This is a genomic window from Sorangium sp. So ce394, from assembly GCF_051474665.1.
Taxonomy (GTDB): domain Bacteria; phylum Myxococcota_A; class Polyangia; order Polyangiales; family Polyangiaceae; genus Sorangium; species Sorangium cellulosum_D.
In genome coordinates this window covers 2,720,068-2,738,867 of the sequence record NZ_CP150339.1, presented here as the reverse complement: position 1 = coordinate 2,738,867, position 18,800 = coordinate 2,720,068, and the positions used below count along the sequence as shown (strand labels likewise).

Annotated in this window: 12 protein-coding genes; 7 read left to right on the top strand and 5 right to left on the bottom strand. The window is 73.4% G+C overall.

Annotated elements, in window-relative coordinates:
* The first annotated feature begins 5 nt into the window (after positions 1-5).
* From WMF33_RS10170 to WMF33_RS10145, 6 genes are all read left to right on the top strand, one after another.
* Positions 6-1,607, top strand: coding sequence for a hypothetical protein (locus WMF33_RS10170; RefSeq protein ID WP_437336969.1), 1,602 nt, complete (start codon positions 6-8; stop codon positions 1,605-1,607).
* A gap of 287 nt (positions 1,608-1,894) precedes the next feature.
* Positions 1,895-2,998, top strand: coding sequence for a PEGA domain-containing protein (locus tag WMF33_RS10165; protein WP_437336968.1), 1,104 nt, complete (start codon positions 1,895-1,897; stop codon positions 2,996-2,998).
* Positions 2,999-3,034: 36 nt separating this feature from the next.
* Positions 3,035-4,720, top strand: a complete 1,686-nt coding sequence (locus WMF33_RS10160) for a PGRS family protein (RefSeq protein ID WP_437336967.1) — start codon at positions 3,035-3,037, stop codon at positions 4,718-4,720.
* An 88-nt stretch (positions 4,721-4,808) separates the two neighbouring features.
* A complete protein-coding gene (locus WMF33_RS10155; RefSeq protein WP_437336966.1) occupies positions 4,809-5,798 on the top strand; it encodes a hypothetical protein in 990 nt (329 codons plus the stop codon).
* A gap of 12 nt (positions 5,799-5,810) precedes the next feature.
* Positions 5,811-7,517: a hypothetical protein gene (locus tag WMF33_RS10150; RefSeq protein WP_437336965.1), complete on the top strand. Its 1,707-nt coding sequence runs from the start codon at positions 5,811-5,813 to the stop codon at positions 7,515-7,517.
* A gap of 152 nt (positions 7,518-7,669) precedes the next feature.
* Positions 7,670-7,906, top strand: a complete 237-nt coding sequence (locus WMF33_RS10145) for a hypothetical protein (RefSeq protein ID WP_437336964.1) — start codon at positions 7,670-7,672, stop codon at positions 7,904-7,906.
* On the opposite strand, the gene WMF33_RS10140 is transcribed toward WMF33_RS10145, so the two are convergent.
* From WMF33_RS10140 to WMF33_RS10120, 5 genes are all read right to left on the bottom strand, one after another.
* Positions 7,867-9,510 (bottom strand): protein kinase domain-containing protein, encoded by a 1,644-nt coding sequence (locus WMF33_RS10140; protein WP_437336963.1) that lies wholly within the window; start codon positions 9,508-9,510, stop codon positions 7,867-7,869. The genes WMF33_RS10145 and WMF33_RS10140 overlap by 40 nt on opposite strands.
* 168 nt (positions 9,511-9,678) lie before the next feature.
* Positions 9,679-11,574: a serine/threonine-protein kinase gene (locus tag WMF33_RS10135; protein ID WP_437336962.1), complete on the bottom strand. Its 1,896-nt coding sequence runs from the start codon at positions 11,572-11,574 to the stop codon at positions 9,679-9,681.
* Between the two features lie 96 nt (positions 11,575-11,670).
* The gene (locus WMF33_RS10130) at positions 11,671-13,782 is read right to left on the bottom strand and encodes a protein kinase domain-containing protein (RefSeq protein ID WP_437336961.1); all 2,112 of its coding nucleotides are present in this window, start codon (positions 13,780-13,782) and stop codon (positions 11,671-11,673) included.
* A 76-nt stretch (positions 13,783-13,858) separates the two neighbouring features.
* Positions 13,859-15,406 carry a protein kinase domain-containing protein gene (locus WMF33_RS10125; protein ID WP_437336960.1) on the bottom strand — a complete coding sequence of 516 codons (1,548 nt, stop codon included), beginning with the start codon at positions 15,404-15,406 and terminating at the stop codon, positions 13,859-13,861.
* 155 nt (positions 15,407-15,561) lie between these two features.
* Positions 15,562-18,015: a protein kinase domain-containing protein gene (locus tag WMF33_RS10120; RefSeq protein ID WP_437336959.1), complete on the bottom strand. Its 2,454-nt coding sequence runs from the start codon at positions 18,013-18,015 to the stop codon at positions 15,562-15,564.
* A 372-nt stretch (positions 18,016-18,387) separates the two neighbouring features.
* On the opposite strand from WMF33_RS10120, the gene WMF33_RS10115 reads away from it, so the two are divergent.
* Positions 18,388-18,729 (top strand): cupin domain-containing protein, encoded by a 342-nt coding sequence (locus WMF33_RS10115; RefSeq protein WP_437336958.1) that lies wholly within the window; start codon positions 18,388-18,390, stop codon positions 18,727-18,729.
* Positions 18,730-18,800 lie beyond the last annotated feature (71 nt).

Genomic DNA, 18,800 nt, shown 5'->3' with positions numbered 1-18,800 from the left:
GCACGGTGAATCGGGAAGTCAGCAGGACGCGCCGTCATCTTGGTTGTCGCTTCGCCGCCACGCTTCTCCTGGGGTCGATGGCCATTGGAATTCAGGTCAGCGGGTGCTCCTATGATGATCCCTGCGCGGCCAAGCTCATCGGCTGCCCCCTGGGCGCTGGTGGAAACGGCGGCACGGGCGGGGACGGCGGAGGTGAGATCATCGTTCCTCCGCCGGCAGGGTGCGACCCGGAGACCGCCGAGGGCAGCGTCGACGAGCGCTGCGGTGTGTTCGTTTCGACCAAGGGTACGAGCGGTGCCGACGGCACGAAGCAGGACCCGCTCAAGTCGATCAACGAGGCCATTGAACTCGCGAGGAGCAACGGCACGAAGCGCGTCTATCTGTGCGCCAGCGACGACGAAGAGCCCTTCGAAGAGTCCGTTACGGTGCCCGCAGGCGTGACGGTTTACGGAGGGCTGAACTGCGCGGCGAACTGGGCCCGGGAAAGCGGAAGCAAAACGTTCCTGACCGCGCCGCAAGGGGAGGTTCCGCTCCGATTGAATGCAGCTGAAGGGAGCGTACGGGTCCTGGATTTGCATGTCAAGGCGCGGCCAATCATCATCGACCTCAACAACCCGGACGATGCCGAGAAGTGCGGACAATCGTCGATCGCCGCCATCGCCGATGGCGGAAACGGTGCGTCAGGCAACAGCGGCGTGGAGCTCGTGCGGTGCACGCTGGAGGCCGACGAAGCTGCGCGGGGGGCCCCTGGGGAGGCCCCCGACTCGCAGCGCGCCGCGAAGGGGTCGGACGGCAACGACGGCAATGAGGCGTGCACCGCGGATCTCGTACCTGCGGCGCCGGCTCCCGAGAACGACTGCGGAATACCAGACGAGTCGAGTGACAACTCGGTTGGTGGAGCAGGCGGCAACGGCTTTCCGAATCAAGCAGGCACCGGCAGCGCCGGTTCTCCCGGCGAAGACGCAAATCCCAATGGCGGCACCCGCACCGGGACTGGCGCCTGCGGCGCTGGCTTGGTGGGTGGGAACGGCGCGGACGGCGGCGCCGGCGAGCACGCGAGCGACAAGGGCACACTTTCGAGCGACGGATACACCGGTTCTCCTGGTAAAGACGGCAAACCCGGGTCCCCCGGCCAGGGCGGCGGAGGCGGTGCGGGCGCACGGGGCGGCAGCAGCATCTGCCCCACCGGCTCTCCGGGCGATGGCGGCGCCAGCGGTGGCTCCGGCGGCGCCGGCGGCTGCGGCGGCAAGGGCGGCAAAGGCGGCGGGCCAGGCGGCTCCAGCATCGCCCTCGTCAGCATCCATGCCGAGCTCCTCTTTCAGGACGTTCACCTCATCGCCAGGGCCGGCGGCGCCGGTGGCGACGGCGCCGCGGGCCAGCGTGGCGGCCTCGGCGGTGAACCGGGGGCTGGTGGAGACGGTCCAACCACGCTGAGCACCGGCTGCAGCGGCGGCGCCGGAGGCATCGGCGGCAACGGCGGTCCCGGTGGCACGGGCAGCGACGGCCATTCCCTCGGCATCGCTTACCTCGGCACCCCGCCGCCGGACGAGGGCGTCACCATCGACGCCCAGGGCAGCGACGACATCATGGCCTTCGACGCTCCCTGACGTCCCACAACGGCAGTCACTCGCCAGATCACCGCCCCTTCGCACCTCGCCCCCAGCCCACGCAGAACCGCAGCGAAACACATCGAGCGTTCCGGCCGACGACCCATCAGCTATCCCGCCAGCGCGCGCCCCGCGACAGCGCCACAGCCGGTTCAGGCAAGGACATCCAACGATCCCCCCGGCACTCCCCCGGCGCGTCCCCCCCGGCAGCGTCCCGACGCCCCGCAACCTCGTCGAGCCCGCCAAAATCCGCTGCGAGCGCTCCGACCGCAGGTAAGATGGTCCCCATGCGCTTCTCCCAGGTCGTCCCGCTGCTCTGCCTGCCAGGCCTGCTCGCGTCCACGTCGCCGGCCGACGCGCAGCCGAAGAGCAGCGCTCCGCCGACGAGCGCCGCCGCGCCGAAGGCCGCCCGCCGCCCGAGGATCCAGCGCGCCCCGAGCGACGCCATGAGCGACAAGGCGCGCAAGCTCTACATCGAGGGCGTCGCCGCGTCCGAGCAGAACCGGTGGGCCGACGCCTACGCCTCGTTCGTCGCGGCCTGGGCGCTGCAAAAGCACTACACCATCGTCGGAGGCATCGGCACGTGCGAGCTGATGCTGCAGCGTTACCGGGACGCCGCCGAGCACCTCGCGATCTACGTGCGCGAGCTCGCGAAGGACGCGACCGCGACCCCGGAGGAGCGCGAGGCCGCGGCGGCGGCCTACGCGCAGGCGCGCGCGGAGGTGGGCGCGGTGGTCGTGAGCGCCAACGTGCCGGGCTCGAAGGTGCTGGTGGACGGCTCCCCCGTCGGGACGACGCCGCTCGTCGACCCGGTGTTCGTGGAGCCGGGACCGCACACGATCACCGTGCAGCACGACGGCCATGCGCCGAAGAGCAGCGCGGTGGACGTCGCTCGGGGGGGCGAGATCCAGCGCGCCTTCGAGCTCGAGAAGATCGAGGTCAGCGCGCCGCCGGAGCCGGCGCCAGCGCCGCCCCCGCCCGACGTGGCGGAGCGGAGCTCGGCGCCGATCGTGGCCGGCGCCTCGGCGGCCGCGGCGGGGGTGATCGCGGGGGTCGTGTTCACGCTCGTCGCGAACGCCAAGGCGAGCAGCGTGAGAGAGCAGCACGCGACGGTCAAAGGGATGAATGTGAATGACGGAGGCGTGAACTGTACGACTCCCATCAGCACCGCGCAGAAGCAGCAGTGTGACAGGCTGAGCACGTTGGTCGACGATAGAGATCTCTTCAGCAACCTGGCGCTGTGGAGCTTCGTCGGCGGCGGCGCGGTCGCCGTCGGGACGCTCGGTTACTGGCTTGCCAGCCCATCGACTCCCCCGGAGAAGCGGCACGTCCGCGTCGTTCCGCTCGTGGCGCCTGGCGGCGGGGGAATCGTCGCTGGCGGTGTTTTCTGAAGCGAGGAACGCATGAACCGACACGCAAAGAGGGCGGTGCGGCTCACCGCTCACAGCGCTTCGGCGCTGATCATGGCATCGCTGGTAACGGCGGTGCACGCGGCGAGCTGTGTCTATGACACTCCATCCCCCAACTGCGAGGACCGGCATGAAAACTGTCTGCAGGCTGGCACCGGCGGGCAGAAACCGGATCCGCCTGACCCTCCGGATCCACCGGACCCGCCCGAGCCGGAGGAGGAGAAATGCGTGCCCCAAGAGAAACCCGATGGCGTAGCCGACACCTGCGGCGTCTTCGTGTCGGCGCGCGGTGGCGCATCCAATGCGGCGGGAACCAAGGCGAAACCGCTCGCCTCGCTCCAGGAGGCCGTCGATCTAGCAAAAAAGAATGGAACTCGGCGCGTGTACGTGTGCGCCGGCGACGGCGAGGACTTCAACGAAGCGGTCGAGGTGCCCGGCGGCGTGGCGCTCTACGGCGGGCTCGACTGCAACGACGGCTGGAAGTGGGTCGGCGATACGACGAAGACGAAGCTGATGGCGGCTAAAGGGGTGATCTCGCTGAGGATGCGCGGGCTGCCGGGAACCGTGCACATCGAGGATCTGCACGTCGTGGCGCAGTCGACCGGGCAGCAAGACGCCAAGGGAGCAGGGCTATCGTCGATCGCGGCCATCGCGCACAGCACGAGCGTGGAGCTCGTGCGATGCGTGCTCGAGGCCGGCCACGCGGGCGCGGGGGCGCAAGGGGCTGTTCATACGGGCACGGCCGCGCAGGGTACGCCGGGGGAAGCGGGCGGCAACGCGTGCTCCGCCGCCGAGGGCGCCGACGTGCCCGGCGGCGAGATGGTGACGAATCAATGCGGCACGCCCGCCGATGCGGGCGATGACTCGTGGGGGGGCAAGGGCGGGAATGGCTCCATCTACCTCGGAGACCGCGGAGACGATGGTAGGCCCTTTCCCACGTCCATGGGCGCCGAGAACGGCGGCTTCGGCCACAACGGCCTACACGACTGCGCGCCTGGCCGCCCCGGTAACGTCCTCGACGACGGCGCGCCTGGAACAGCGGCCTCCGGCGGCTCCGGCGCGGGCGCGATCGGGATCGGAGCGATTTCCCTGGACGGTTACGCCGGGGTTCCCGGCGGTGATGGCGGCCCTGGGGCGCCTGGACAAGGCGGCGGCGGCGGCGGCGGTGAGCGGGGCGTGTATACGGCAACTGAAAACCGATATTGCCCGAGGGGTAATCCGGGCCAGGAGCAAAAGCGCGCCGGCGCAGCCGGCGGCTCCGGCGGCGCCGGCGGCTGCGGCGGCGCCGCCGGCCGAGGCGGCCTGCCGGGCGGCTCCAGCATCGCGCTCATCAGCCTGGATGCCGCGCTGTCCTTCAAGGACGTGACCCTCAAGGCCGGCAACGCAGGCAACGGCGGCAACGGCGGTCCCGGGCAGCCGGGCGGAGAGGGTGGCGAAGGCGGCGAAGGCGGAAGGCCGCCGGACGGGTCCGCGGGATTCCGAGCCGCCTGCGATGGTGGCAAAGGCGGCACCGGCGGCACCGGCGGCAGAGGCGGCGGCGGGCAGGGCGGCCACTCCCTTGGCATCGCGTTCCGCGGCGTCGCGCCGTCCACCGACGGCATCAACGCGATCGAGCTCGGCGACGCAGGCACGGGCGGCCAAGGGAGCGCCGCCAACGGCAGCGGCGCCCCCGGGATGGCGAGCAACACGCTGGAATTCAAGTAGACCCCCTACCGCCTAGAGGCGTTCTACAACCATGATCATCCGCCGACCTCTCCGCCTGGGTCTGCTCCTCGCGCTCACGCTCTCCGCGGTGCCGGCCACCGCGGTATCCCAGCCTGCCCGGCCGGACGACCAGGCCAAGGCCGCGGCCCGAGCCCTCGCCGACAAGGGCTGGGAACTCTTCAATGCGGGTCGCTACGAAGAGGCGCTCGCAGCCTTCCGCGACGCCGAGGCGCAGGTCCACGCCCCTCCATTCCTGCTCCTCGCGGCGCGCTCCTGCGAGCGGCTCGGTCGCCTGACCGAGGCCCGCGCGCTCTATCGACGCGTCGCCGACGAGCCGCTCGACACCAGCGCGCCGCGGGCGTTCCATCAGGCCCAGGCCGACGCGAAGGCCGGGCTGGCCGCCCTGGCGCCGCGCATCCCGGCCCTGGAGGTCGCCGTCGCTGGCGCGGCCCCGGGCGCGGTGGAGCTGACGCTGAACGGAGAGCGCATCGCCCTGGCGACGCCCCTGGAACGCGATCCCGGTGAATACGAGCTGGTCGCGACCGCGCCGGGCTACACCCCGGTGACGAGAATGTTCCGGTTGACGGAGGGAAAGAGAGAGCGCGTCACCATCGAGCTCTCGCCTGCCTCCACCGCGGCAGCAACGGCGCCGCTCCCGGACCGCGCGCCTCCAGCGGCGGAGAGCGATGCGAGGACGATCGCGCTGATCGGCGGCGGGGCTGCTGGAGCTCTGGTGCTCGCGGGCGTCGCGTTCACGCTGGTCGCCAATGGCCGTGCCAGCGACGCGACACAGCAGTGGATGAAGGTCAAGGCCATGGATGGCGGTTCGGTGAACTGCTCCAGCCCCGCCGGTACAGATCAGGCGAATCAATGCCAGAAATTGCGCTCAATGGTCGATGACAAGTACCTTTTCAGCAACCTCGCAGCGTGGAGCTTCATCATCGGGGGAGCGAGCGCGCTCGGAGCGCTCGGCTACACCTGGCTCGCTGCAGCGCCGAGCGAGCCAGAGAAGCAGGTGCACCTCTCGCCGCTCGTGACGCCAGGCGGCGCGGGGCTCGTCGCTGGCGGCGTATTCTGAGTCGAGGAAGCCATGAACCGACGAACCAAGAGGGCGATCCGGCTGGCCGCACGCGGAGCTCCGACGCTGGTCGTGATGGCGATCGCAGCATCGATCCATTCGTCGAGCTGCCTCGGACCAGACTGCGTCGAGCTGCATCAATGCGGAGGCGCTGCGACAGGCCCGGAGTCGCCGGAGTCGCCGGATCCGCCCGACCTGCCTGATCCGCCCGACCCTCCCGACCCGGAGGAGGCCAAATGCGTGCCCCGCGAAACCCCCGATGGCGTGGACGATGCATGCGGGGTCTTCGTGTCGGTAGGCAGTAACGTATCCAATGAAGCGGGAACCAAGTCGGAACCGCTCGGCTCGCTCCAGCAGGCCATCGATCTGGCAAAGCAGAATGGAACCCAGCGCGTGTACGCGTGCGCTGGCGACGGGGAGGACTTCAACGCAGCGGTCGAGGTGCCGGGCGGCGTGGCGATCTACGGCGGGCTCGACTGTAACGACGGCTGGAAGTGGGTCGGCGATACGACGAAGACGAAGCTCACGGCGGGCAAAGGGGCGATCCCGCTGACGATGCGCGGGCTGCCGGGAACCGTGCACATCGAGGATTTGCACGTCGTGGCACAGTCGACCGGACAGCAAGACGCTAAGGGAGCAGGGCTATCGTCCATCGCTGCCCTCGCACACAGCACGAACGTGGAGCTCGTGCGAAGCGTGCTCGAGACCGGCCACGCGGGCGCGGGGGCGGAAGGGGCTGCTCATACGGGCACGGCCGCACAGGGTACGGCGGGGAAAGCGGGAGGTAACGCGTGCTCCGCCGCCGAGGGCGTCGACGTGCTCGGCGGCGAGATGGTGACGAATCAATGCGGCACGCCCGCCGATGCGGGCGATGACTCGTGGGGGGGCAAGGGCGGGAATGGCTCCATATATACCGGAGACCGCGGAGAGGACGGGAAACCCATTCTCACAGCAACTGACGATGCCGAGAGCGGCGGCTTCGGCCACAACGGCCTACACGACTGCTCACCTGGCCGCCCAGGCAACGTCCTCGACAACGGCCTACCGGGAACAGCGGCCTCTGGCCGCCCCGGCGCGGACGCCACGGGCATCGGAGAGATTTCCCTGAACGGCTACGCTGGCGTCTCCGGCGGTGATGGCGGCCGTGGGGCGCCTGGGCAAGGCGGCGGCGGCGGTGGCGGTGAGCGGGGCGTGTACACGGCAACGGAAACCCGTCATTGCCCGAGGGGTACTCCGGGCGACGAGCAAAGGCGCGCCGGCGCAGGTGGCGGCGCCGGCGGCGCCGGCGGCTGCGCCGGCGTCGGCGGCCGAGGCGGCCTGCCGGGCGGCTCCAGCATCGCGCTCATCAGCCTGGATGCCGCGCTGTCCTTCAAGGACGTGACCCTCAAGGCCGGCAGCGCAGGCAACGGCGGCAACGGCGGTCCCGGGCAGCCGGGCGGAGAGGGTGGCGAAGGCGGCAAAGGCGGAAGGGCTCCGGACGGATCCATAGGACTACGAGCCGCCTGCGACGGAGGCAAAGGCGGCACCGGCGGCACCGGCGGCAAAGGCGGCGGCGGGCAGGGCGGCCACTCCCTCGGCATCGCGTTCCGCGGCGCACCGCCGTCCACCGACGGCATCACCGCGATCGAGCTCGGCGACCCGGGCACCGGCGGCCAAGGGAGCGCCGCCGGCGGCAGCGGCGCCCCTGGGATGGCGAGCAACACCCTGGAGTTCAACTAGCGCACGAGGTTGCGTGCGGCGCACCGTCGGTGGCGCCGCCGGCGGTTCACGCTGCCGCATGCACCGCGAGCCCCACACCGCCTCGCTGCGACGGCCGCTTCCGCCGCTCCGACCTCCGCTGCCATCGGCGGAAGCCGCACCTCGCCCCGTCGGTGTCCGCCTTCGCTCAGGCGAAGCGCAACGTCGGTCGCTCGATGTCCGCCTTCGCCCGCGCGAAGCACGGCATCGATTTTTCGATGCACGGCATCGGTTCAACGACGTCTCACATCGATTTTTCGATGTTGCACGTCGATTTGCAGCAATTACCCCTTGACAAGCGCTGCACCGAACACGCGCACCGCGCGTTGTCTCAGAATCCCCAGTCCGGCTGTCCCGGTACCGCCTTCTGAGGCGCCGCTGCTCCTGCCGCCTTCGACCCGCCCGGGCCGGAGGGTGGCGTTCCCCCCGAACGCTTCTCCTTGGGTGCTCCCGCCTGCAACGAGGACGACGGTGCGGCGCTCGTCCCCGGCGAGCCTGCCGGAGCAGGCTTTACTTCCTCGGGCGGTGCGCTCGCTCCAGCGTCGCTCTCCGGCGCAGGCGCGCTCAACGCCGGCCCCGGCAGCAGCGCCAGCTCCTCGCCATGCGCTTCCCCTGTCGCCACCGCAGACGCCTCCTGCATCACCGCAGGCGCCGCAGTTCCAGGCGCGCTCGCCGCGAGCTCCGGCGACGCCCCAGCCGCCGCCGCCACCGGAGTTGCCGGCTCCTCCAGGGCACGCCGCAGCGCAACCCCCAGCCCCAATCCCACCACCGCGAGCCCAACGCTGCCCGCCAGCACCCAGGCCACCCGCGCGCCTCGCGATCGCGACCGCTGCGACGCCGCCACACGGATCGCATCGGTCAGCGTCCCCGGCTGCCCCTGCGCCTCATGCCCTGCGGCCGTGCCATGGCCCCCCGCCTCACCGCTCGCCCCCACCCCCGGCGCCCCGACCGCAGCGCCATACCCCGCTCCCCTCCCCCCGCCGGCGGCGGCCCCCGGCCCCCCGCCCGCGCCGCCCCCGCCCGCTCCCGCCCACGGCGCCCCCGCCGCTCCCGTCACCCCCGGCCCCACCGCCGTCCACCCGAACGGGCTCGATCCCCCGACCCCCGACGACGAGAACACCGGCATCCCCGTCGCCCGCCCGAACTCCTCCACCATCTCGCGCACGCTCTGGAACCGCTGGTTCCGGTCGCGCGCCAGCGCCCGCGTGAAGAACGCGTCGATCGCCGGCGGCAGATCCGGCGCGAGCTGCCGCGGCGTCGGGATCGGCTCCACGAGGATCCGCGTCATCACCTGCGCCAGCACCTCGCCCGGGAACGGCAGGTACCCCGTCACCATCCGGAACAGGATCACCCCCAGCGCCCAGAGATCGCTCCGCGCGTCGATGTCGCGCTCCGCACGGAGCTGCTCCGGGCTCATGTAGTGCGGCGACCCCATCACCTCGCCGGTCGTCGACGCCTCCGACACGAGCTTCGTCGCCGTCTCCTTCGCGATCCCGAAGTCGATCAGCTTGAGCATGTCCTCGTCCTCGCCGTCGACGCGCGCGAGGAACAGGTTCGCCGGCTTCAGATCGCGGTGCACCAGCCCGGCGTCGTGGACGCTCCGCAACGCCTTCCCGGCGTGCACCAGGAGGCGCTGCGTCTCCGGCAGCGAGAGCCGGCGCACCCGCGTGAGGCGCGCGCTGAGGTCCTCGCCGCGCAGGAGCTCCATCACGAGGTACGGCACCCCCTGCTCGAACCCGAAGTCGTGCACCTGCACGACGTGGGGGCTCCGGAGGTGCGCCGCCGCGCGCGCCTCACGCTCGAAGCGCGCGCGGAACGCCGGCGACCCGGCGTAGGCCGTGCCCATGAACTTGACGGCGACGTGCGTGCCGAGCTGGACGTGCTGCGCCACCCACACCGAGCCCATGCCGCCCGCCGAGAGGGCGCGCTCCAGGCGGTATTTGCCGGCGATGATCGAGCCTGATTCGAGCTGCATGCGCCGGGGCGCCTCCTGCGGTGGGAGCAGCGTAACCGATCGCACGCCGGACGCGCAGGCCGAGCGCGACGGACGCAGCGAGAGGGCGCGGCGCGCGGGTCGCGCGTCGAGGCGAGCTCGTGCGCGGCGCCGTGGCGCGACGGACGCCGAGTCGACGGGCCAGGCTGCTCAGAACGGCCGGGGCGGCGGCTTCTTCTCCGCGGTGGCCGCGGCGCCAGCCGGCGATGCAGCGCGGGCAGCAGGCGGCGGATACGGCGACGGCTCGCCGTCGTACACGGAGTCCGGGGCCGTCACCGGCTTTCCAGGGATGGACGCTCGCCCAGGCCTTGGCTTCGACGTTCCCGTCGCAGCGGCAGCCGTCCCTGTCGGCGCCGACGGCCTCACCTGGTCCGCTGTCCCTCCGGAGCCAGACGAAGCGGGCGGAGCCGCCCCCTCCGCGGGTCTCTCCATCGCGGCTGGCTGTCCCGGCCGTGCGGCAGCAGGCGTCGCTGCTGCCGCAGCCGGAGCCCTCTCGCGCGGCATCGCCTCCGCCGCGCCCACGGCTGGCTCGCTCCCTCTGTCGGCTCCTGCCGGCGGGGTCGGCTCTCCCCAGCCGAGGAGCCACGTGGTGGCGATCGCGCCCGCGATCACGCCAACCACCAGCGTCACGGCCACGATCGCCGTGGCCGTCCCTCCCCTTCGCCTCGCCTTGCCGGCGGCTCCCACCTGCGCGGCGGGTTGCGCGCCCGCCGCGCGCGCGCTGGCCTGCTGCGCCTGCGCCGCGCGCATCCTGGCCATCGCCGCCTGGTACTGCGCCTCGGCGGCCTCCCCTTGCATCACGAGCGTCCCGCCAAGCGTGACCATGGGTCCGGCTCCGGCGGCCGGGGCGGCGGCGCTCGTGCCCGGCGCGGTTGCTCCTTGCAACACCTGCCCGGCCGCCGACGCGCCCTGCGGCGCGTGCGCGCGCTGCTGCCCCGGCGCGCCCTGCACCACCGCGTTGTTCCCGCCGCCGCTCTCCCTCGCCGGCGCCCCCGGCCCCGCCAGCGGCGCCGTCGTCGCGAGCTCCTCCGCGGAGGCCACGCTCCCCTGCCCTCGCGCCGGCGCCACCACCGTCTCCTGCTCCACCGCGCTCCCCAGCGGCGGCACGGTGCGCTCCCCCGTGATGCGCAGCCCCCCGCGCCCCGCCTCCCCCGCGCCCTCCCGGAGCTCCCACGCCCCCCCGGCGGCCGGCAGGACGAACGCCGCCAGCTCCCACGCCACCTCCTCCGCCGTCCCGAACCGCTCCTGCCGCTCCCTGCGCAGGCACCGGTCGACGATCCTCACGAGCCCCTCGTCCACGCGCCGCAGGTAGCGAGACACCTTCGGGATCTCCCCCGACAGGATCTGCGACAGGAGCTGCGGCCCCTCGCCCTGGAACGGCCGCACGCCGGTGAGCATCTCGAACAGCATCACCCCGAGCGACCAGAGATCCGACCGCGCATCGAGGTCCTCGTCCGCGCGCAGCTGCTCCGGGCTCATGTAGAGCGGCGAGCCCACCACGTCGAGCGTCGACGTCGCGCCGCTCGCGGCCGCGAGGCTCTTCGCCACCCCGAAGTCGAGCACCTTGACCACGATATCCCCCGCCTCGCTCGGCCGGTGCAGGAACACGTTCGCCGGCTTGAGATCGCGGTGCACGATCGGCACGGCGTGCGCCGCCCCGAGCGCGCCCGCCACGTCGCGCGCGATCCGCGCGGCCAGCGGCGCCTCCAGGCGGCGCCGCGCCTCGAGCAGCGCGGCCACGCTGTCGCCCACGAGCAGCTCCATGATGAGGCACGGCTCGCCGCTCTCGGTGCGGGCCACGTCGATCACATTGACGATGTTCGGGTGCTGCAGCGCGCCGCAGGACTGCGCCTCGCGGAGCAGTCGCTTGCGCAGCGACGGATCGGGGCGCGCGATCACCTTCAGCGCCACCTCGCGCCCGGTGGCCTCGTTCCTCGCGGCCCACACGACGCCCATCGCGCCCTGCCCGATCTTGCGACCGAGGCGGTACTTCCGCGCGAGCAGCATGCCCGGAAGAAGCCTGTACGCCTCGATCGGTTCCGACATATGCCCCCCCGGGTCGCGCCCCAAGCCCAGCGCGGGCTTACCATCGCTCCCGCGCGACCGGAATCGCGGAACCCGCGCCCCGGTCGTCGACGCCGCTCAGGGGGCGTACGGATCCCGCTTCCGCTCGTTCTCCCGCAGGCAGTTGGTCCGCATGAACCCGGTCTTCCCCGCGCACGGATCGACCTTGGGCCGCTTGGCGGCGGGCTGCTGCTGCGCCGTAGCCGCCGGCGCGGGCGTTTTCACGGGAGCCTTGCCCCCGGGTTGCGCGGCAGCGGCGAGCCGCAACGCAGGCGACGCCGCCGCTGGCGCCGCCTTGGCCGGCGCTGCCACCGCAGGCGCCGCCTTGACCGGCGCTGCCGCCGCAGGCGCCGCTGCCGCGCCGGCCGCCGCCGCCGTCGCCGCTGCGGCCGGCGCGCTCGGCGCCGGTGGCGGCGATGCGTCCGCTTCCGCGCCCTCCGCGTTGCTCGCCGCGCCAGCATCCGTGTCGACCTCGCTCGGCTCCGCCGCCGCCGGAGCCTGGGGCGCGGACGCCGCCGGCGCAGCCAGCGTCTCGGCCGGTCGGGCGACGCTGCTCTCGACGCTCTCGCGCTCGCCGCCAGCCTCCATCGACGCGTCCGGCCCTGCGGACACCTCGCTGTCACCCGCGGGCCCGCGCAGGGCGAAGAAGAGCACCGCGCCCACGAGGCCAGCGCCAAAGGCAGCCACCAGCGCCAGGATCGCGCCGGGGACCTGGATCCTCCCTGGGCGCCGCTTCGGCTCCGTCGGCGGCATCGGCGGCGGCGTCGCGCGCGCTGCCCACGGCGACGGCTGCGCTGCCGCCCGCCCCGCCTCCGGACCCGGCGCGGGCGTCGATCTCCCCGCTCTCCCCGGCTCGTCCTGACCCCACGTCGGCGAGGCGCCCGCTCCCGCGTCCGCGCCCACCATGACCTCCGGATCGAGCTTCTGGGTCAGCTCGGCGTTCCACACCGGTTCGGCCGCACCGCTCGCGCCTGGCAGCGGCGGCAACCGCGCCGGCGCCGCGCTCGCCCCCAGCGCCGCGGGCAACCCCGCCGGCACCACGCTCGACCCCAGCCCCGCCGGCACCACGCTCGCCCCCAGCCCCGCCGGCACCACGCTCGCCCCCAGCGCTGCGGGCAACCCCGCCGGCACCACGCTCGACCCCAGCGCCGCGGGCACTCCCGCCGGCGCCGCGCTCGCCCCCAGCCCCGCCGGTACCCCCGCGGGCGCCACGCTCGCCCCGAGCACCGGCGGCGATACCGGCGCCACGCTCGCCCGCTGCGCCGGCATCTCCAGCGCCGCAACGCCGCCTCCGCCCCCCACGGCGGCGCCCGCCCTCCCGCCCGACCTCGCGCCCGCGGCCGTGTACCCGTCGAGGAGCTCCGCCAGCTCCGCCGCCGACCCGATCCGCTCGTCCCGGTGGCGCGCCATGCACCGCGCGACGAGCTCCACGAGCCCCGGATCCACTCGCCGCAAGTACCTGGAAATCTTGGGGATTTCCCCGGTCAAGATCCCGGTGAAGACCGCCCTCGCGTCCCCCTGGAACGGCCGCGTGCCGGTCAGCATCTCGAACAGCACCACGCCGAGCGCCCAGATGTCGGCGCGGTGATCGACGCTCGGATCCGCCCGCACCTGCTCCGGGCTCATGTAGAGCGGCGACCCCACCGCGCCGCCGGTCGCCGTGCGGATGCCGTCGTTCGTGGCGAGGTTCTTCGCGACGCCGAAATCGAGCACCTTCACCACCGGCTCGTCCATGTCCGGCTCGCGGTGCAGGAAGATGTTCGCCGGCTTCAGGTCGCGGTGGACGATGTGCGCCGCGTGCACCGCGGCGAGGCCCCGCGCCACGTCGCGCCCGATCGCCGCGGCCACGTCCGCGTCGAGCCGGCGCCTGCGCTGGAGCAGCTCCGCGAGCGTCTCTCCCGTGAGCAGCTGCATCACGAGGAACGGCTCGCCGAACTCGGTCTCGCCCATGTCGTACATGTCGATGACGTTGCCGTGCCGCAGCGCCCCGCCGTTCCGCCCCTCGCGCTGGAGCCGCCGCCGGAGCTCGGGATCCGGCCGGTGGATCAGCTTCAGCGCCACCTCGCGCGACGTGGACAGGTTGAGCGCAGCCCACACCACCCCCATGGAGCCCTCGCCGAGCCTCCTCACCAGCTTGTACTTCTCGGCGATCACCAGGCCGGCAGCGATGTGCGTGAAGGACTTGGACATCGAGCTCAACAGGGTTGTTCGGGGCGCAGCACCGGAGCGCGCAAGGTATCGCGACGTACCACGGAACGAAAGGGCGTCACCACGAGGTAACGCGCGCGCCACCGCGACCTTCGGGGATCCCCGCCCCGGCGCGCAACAGCAGGTACCCCGCGGCCATGCCGATCCCCACGAGGACCACCGCGGCGAGCACCGCCAGCGCGATCCACACCGCCGCCGGGCGAGCAGCCACGGGCGGCGATCGCTCCGGCATGCGGAGCGTCTCCAGCGGCACGGTGCCGCCCCCCGGCGTCGGCGCCGGCGCCGGCTGCGGCGCGATGGCACCGGCAGGACGCGCCTGCGCGGCGACGAGCGCCTGCCGATGAACGTCCGCCGCCGCCGGTGAGAGCTTGATGGTCCCGTGCTCCCCCAGCAGGGAATGGCTCGACATCGGCGGCCGAGGCGCCGGCGCCGCCGGGCTCCCGTTCGCCGGAGGCGCCGGCGAGGCGCCCGCCCCTCGCGGCAGCGGCGTCGGCGAGGCGCCCGCCCCTCGCGGCAGCGGCATCGGAGACGCGCCCGCCCCTCGCGCCGACGTCGCCGGCGGCGGCGCGCCGCCGTGCCCGTGCGGGACCTGCAGAGACGCCACCGACGCCGGAAGCGGCGTCGCGGTCGCCGGCATCGGCCCGGGCGCCGCCCCGCCCCACGGCCCTCGCCCAGGCTGCTGCAGCACGTCGTACCGCAGATCCGGCGACGAGCCCGGCGACGAGGCGCTGCGCGGCCGCGGAGGCGGCGTAACGAACGGCTCGAGCGCCGCCGCCACCTCCGCCGCCGAGCGCGGCCGCCGCTCGCGCTCGCGCTGGAGACACTGCGCCACGAGGGCGTCGAGCCCGGGGTCGATCTGCCAGACGATCTGGGAGACCGTGGGGATCTCGCCCTGGAGCACGTTCCTCAGGAGCTCGTGCGCCCTGCCCTGGATCGGCCGCCGGCTGGTGAGCATCTCGAACATCACCACCCCGAGCGCCCAGAGGTCCGCGCGCGTATCGAGCTCGCCCTGCGCGCGCACCTGCTCCGGGCTCATGTAGGCGGGCGAGCCGATGAGGATGCCTGTCGCGGTGCGGATCTGATCAGCCCCCGTGGGGAACTTGCTCACGCCGAAGTCGAGTATCTTGACGACGTAGTTGCTCTCGCCAGGGTCGGTGTGAAGGAAGATGTTGGACGGCTTCAGGTCCCTGTGGATGATGCCGCGCTCGTGCGCCGCGGCGAGGCCGCGCGCGATGTCGCGCGCGATGCGCGCGGCCTCGGGGACCTCCAGCTTTCGCTTGCGCTTGAGCAAGGACGAGAGCGTCTCGCCCGAGAGCAGGGGCATGACGAGGAACGGATCGCCGTCCTCGGTCTCGTCCGCATCGTAGATATCGACGATGTTCCGGTGGCTCACCGCGCCGCAGGCCCGCGCCTCCCGGAGGAGCCGGACGCGGAGCTCCGGGTCGGGCCGCACGAGCAGCTTGAGCGCCACCTCGCGCGAGGTGGCCTCGTTGTGCGCGGCCCAGACGACCCCCATGGCCCCCTCGCCGATCTGACGGAGCAGCCGGTACTTGCCGCGAACGAGCGTACCTGGCGGCGGGCCGCCAGGAGGCGAGGGAGATGGCATGGATGGGCTCGCGTTAGGGACGACGCGGGGGCAGGTCGCAGGCGCTCTTCGGGGAATTGTCGCAGGTGAGATAGCGCACGGTCAAGAACGGGGCGCGCCGGCGCGGCCGCGGCGTCAGCGCGGGAGACGCGGCGCGGGACCGGGGAACAGAACGCCTATTTCTTGAACCTCGCCTCGCACTTTTGCTTCTCCATGAACTTGAGACCAGCGCACGGATTCGAGGGCGGTTTGGCGGTCTGCGCCGTCCCGGTCGGAGGCGAGCTCCCCCCGGTGCGCGGCTTCGCGCTGCTCGGCGTCGCCGGCGCGGTGGCCCCCGCCGCGGCGCCCGCGCCGGTGCCCGTCGCTCCGGCGCCGACCCTCGTCGTGCTGCCAGCGCTGCCCGCGCCCGCCGTCCCGGTGCCCGCCGCCGTCCCGGCGTTGTCGCTCGCCGCCGGCCCAGCGCTGCTCGCCGGACCGGCGCTGCTCGCCGGACCGGCGCTCTGCGCCGCCGTCGGCTCGGGCGGCGGTGCCGTCGCGGAGCCTGGCGGCAGCCCCGCGGGCTGCTCCGGGAGCCGGTCGTCCCGCGTACGAACGCCGCCGCCCTCGGGCGGCGTCCCCTCATCCCGTCCCGAGGTGATCTCGGGCAGCACCGCGCTCTCGGACGGCGCCGGCGCGGCGGGCGCCGGCTCCTGCGATCGCAGCGCGATCAGCATCCCCACGAGGATCAGCGACAGCGCGGCAGCCGCGATCGCCAGCGTCGCGGCCGTCCGCTTGCGCTTTTGCTCGTCGCCCTGCAGCGCTGGCTCCTGGGCGCCCTGGGCCGGGTGCGCCCCGGTCTGATGGACCGACGGGTGGTTCGAGACGAGCGGGGTCGTCGACGAGCTCGCCCCCTGCTGCGGCACGCCCGTGCCGGTGGTCGCGCCCGGCCTGGAGTCGGAGGCGCTCGCGCCCGGCTCCGACGCGAGCTTCACCGTCGACTCCGGGATCCGGCTCGACGACGCGCTGGCGCTGCCGAAGGCCTGCGCGCCGGCAGCGCCGAAGCCCCCCGGCCCCGCCGGCCCCTCCGGCGTCGGCGGCGAGGCCATGCGCACGGTCATTCCCCAGGGACCGCGCTCCGGGATCGCCCCCGGCACGGGGTGCGCCGGCGCGGACTGCGCAGCGCTCGCGTGAGACGGCCCTGACGCCGCCGACGACACCGCCGTGGGGAGCGGCGTCAGCAGCGCAGCCGCGGGATGTCCCGCCGCCGGGTGCTGCCCCGAGCCCACGCGCTGCCTGTCGGCGCCGGCCGCCTCCGCGCTCCCTCGCCCGAGCGGCAGGGTCGCCACGTCCTCTTCCCACAGCGCGCGCCCCGCCGACGCCGCGGCGATGTGCTGGCCCGAGCTCCCGGCGCGCCGAGGCGACGCGACCCCCGCCTGTCCCGCATCCGGGCTCGAGCCTGCCGCCTGCCCCGCGGCCGCCCGCCGGCCCTGCGACGGTGGCGCGCCCGCCCCCGGCGGCTCCTGCACCGGGATCGGAGCCCGCGGCCCGCCGCCGAGCAGCGCCAGCGGCAGCGCTCCCGCGCCCGCGTCCCCCAGCCCGGGCTGCGTCGCCAGCCGAGGTTGCGCCACCGACCCGGGTTGCGCCACCGACCCGGGTTGCGCCACCGACCGAGGTTGCGCCGCGCCGGCCTGCGCCCCCTGCCAGCCGCCGTCCGTGGCCTCGCCCGGAAGCAGCCCCTGCTCCTCCGGCGACGTCTGCCGCAGCGCCGCGTCCATGCCGGCGCCGGCGCCCCGCGCCGCGTACCGATCGAGCTGCGCCGCGACCTCCGCCGCGGAGGCGATCCGGTCCGCGCGGTCCCGCCGCATGCAGCGCGCGATCAGATCGACGAGCCCCTGGTCCACCCGCCGCAGGTACTTGGACACGGTGGGGATCTCGCCGGTCAGGATCCCCATGAACACCGCCTGCGCGTCCCCCTGGAACGGCCGCATGCCGGTCAGCATCTCGAACAGCACCACGCCGAGCGCCCAGATGTCGGCGCGGTGATCGACGTTCGGCTCGGCCCGCACCTGCTCCGGGCTCATGTAGAGCGGCGACCCCACCGCGCCGCCCTGCACCGTGTGCAGGCCGTCGTTGACCGAGAGGTTCTTCGCGACGCCGAAATCGAGCACCTTCACCACCGGCTCGTCCATGTCCGGCTCGCGGTGCAGGAAGATGTTCGCCGGCTTCAGGTCGCGGTGGATGATGTGCATCGCGTGCGCCGCCGCGAGGCCGCGCGCCACGTCGCGCCCGATCGACGCCGCCACCGGCGGATCGAGCCGGCGGCGCCGCGCGAGCAGCTCGGCCACGGTCTCCCCCGTGAGCAGCTGCATCACGAGGAACGGCTCCCCGGCCTCGGTCTCGCCCATGTCGTAGATGTCGATGACGTTCCGGTGCCGCAGCGCCCCGCTGTTGCGCGCCTCGCGCTGCAGCCGCAGCCGGAACTCGGCCTCGGGGCGGTGGATCAGCTTCAGCGCCACCTCGCGGGAGGTCGCCACGTTGACCGCCGACCAGACGACGCCCATGGCCCCCTCGCCGATCTGGCGCACGAGCCGGTACTTCTTGTCGATCAGCACGCCGGAGGCGAGCAGCGTCGAGCTCTTCGGCGATGACATCAGCGACTTTCCAGCAGCGCGGCGCGCCCCGCCGTCACGGAGCACGCCCGGACGGACGCGGCCAGCGGGGCGAGGCGAGCCGCGGCACCCGTCCGGCGCCCCCGCCCAGCGCTCGCGCCGTCCGTTCCCTCACGCGCCTGCTCCCGCGCGACGTAACATCCGATTCCCAGGTCCACGGGACGCGCCTCCTGAGCGGGGCATCTTACAGCAGTTCTCCCCGCCGCGATACGTTCTCTGCAGCGCGGGACGGACGACGAACGACCGACCAGGAAAGCGGGAGAAGCCCGATTCGCGCGTGTCGGGCTCAGACCCACGATCGCGCCCACGCTCGCTGCAAAACCCGGCGAACGACGCGAGGAAAGCGAGGCGCACATGGGCGATACAACCATCATGAAGGTCTCCTCCGGCCGCTCCCCGAGAGGCCAGATGGGCCAAAAATACCTGGCCTCCGGAATCCAGGTCTCGATGCGACTCTGGGAGCGCGAGCCGCCGGGCGACGCCAAACCGCCGACCGTGCGCGATTACGAGACCGTGGGGTTCGTCATCGAGGGGCGAGCCGAGCTGCACCTCGAGGGGCAGATGGTGCGCCTGGAGCCGGGCGACTCCTGGACGGTCCCTAAAGGCGCATCGCATTCTTACAAGATCATCGAACCGTTCACGGCGGTGGAAGCGACGAGCCCGCCGGCCAGCGTCCACGGACGCGACGAGAGCTGAGGAGGCCCACCGGCGGGGCCTGACCGCGGCGCTGGCCGTCGTGCCCGGGACGAGCTCACCCGGGCCGCCGG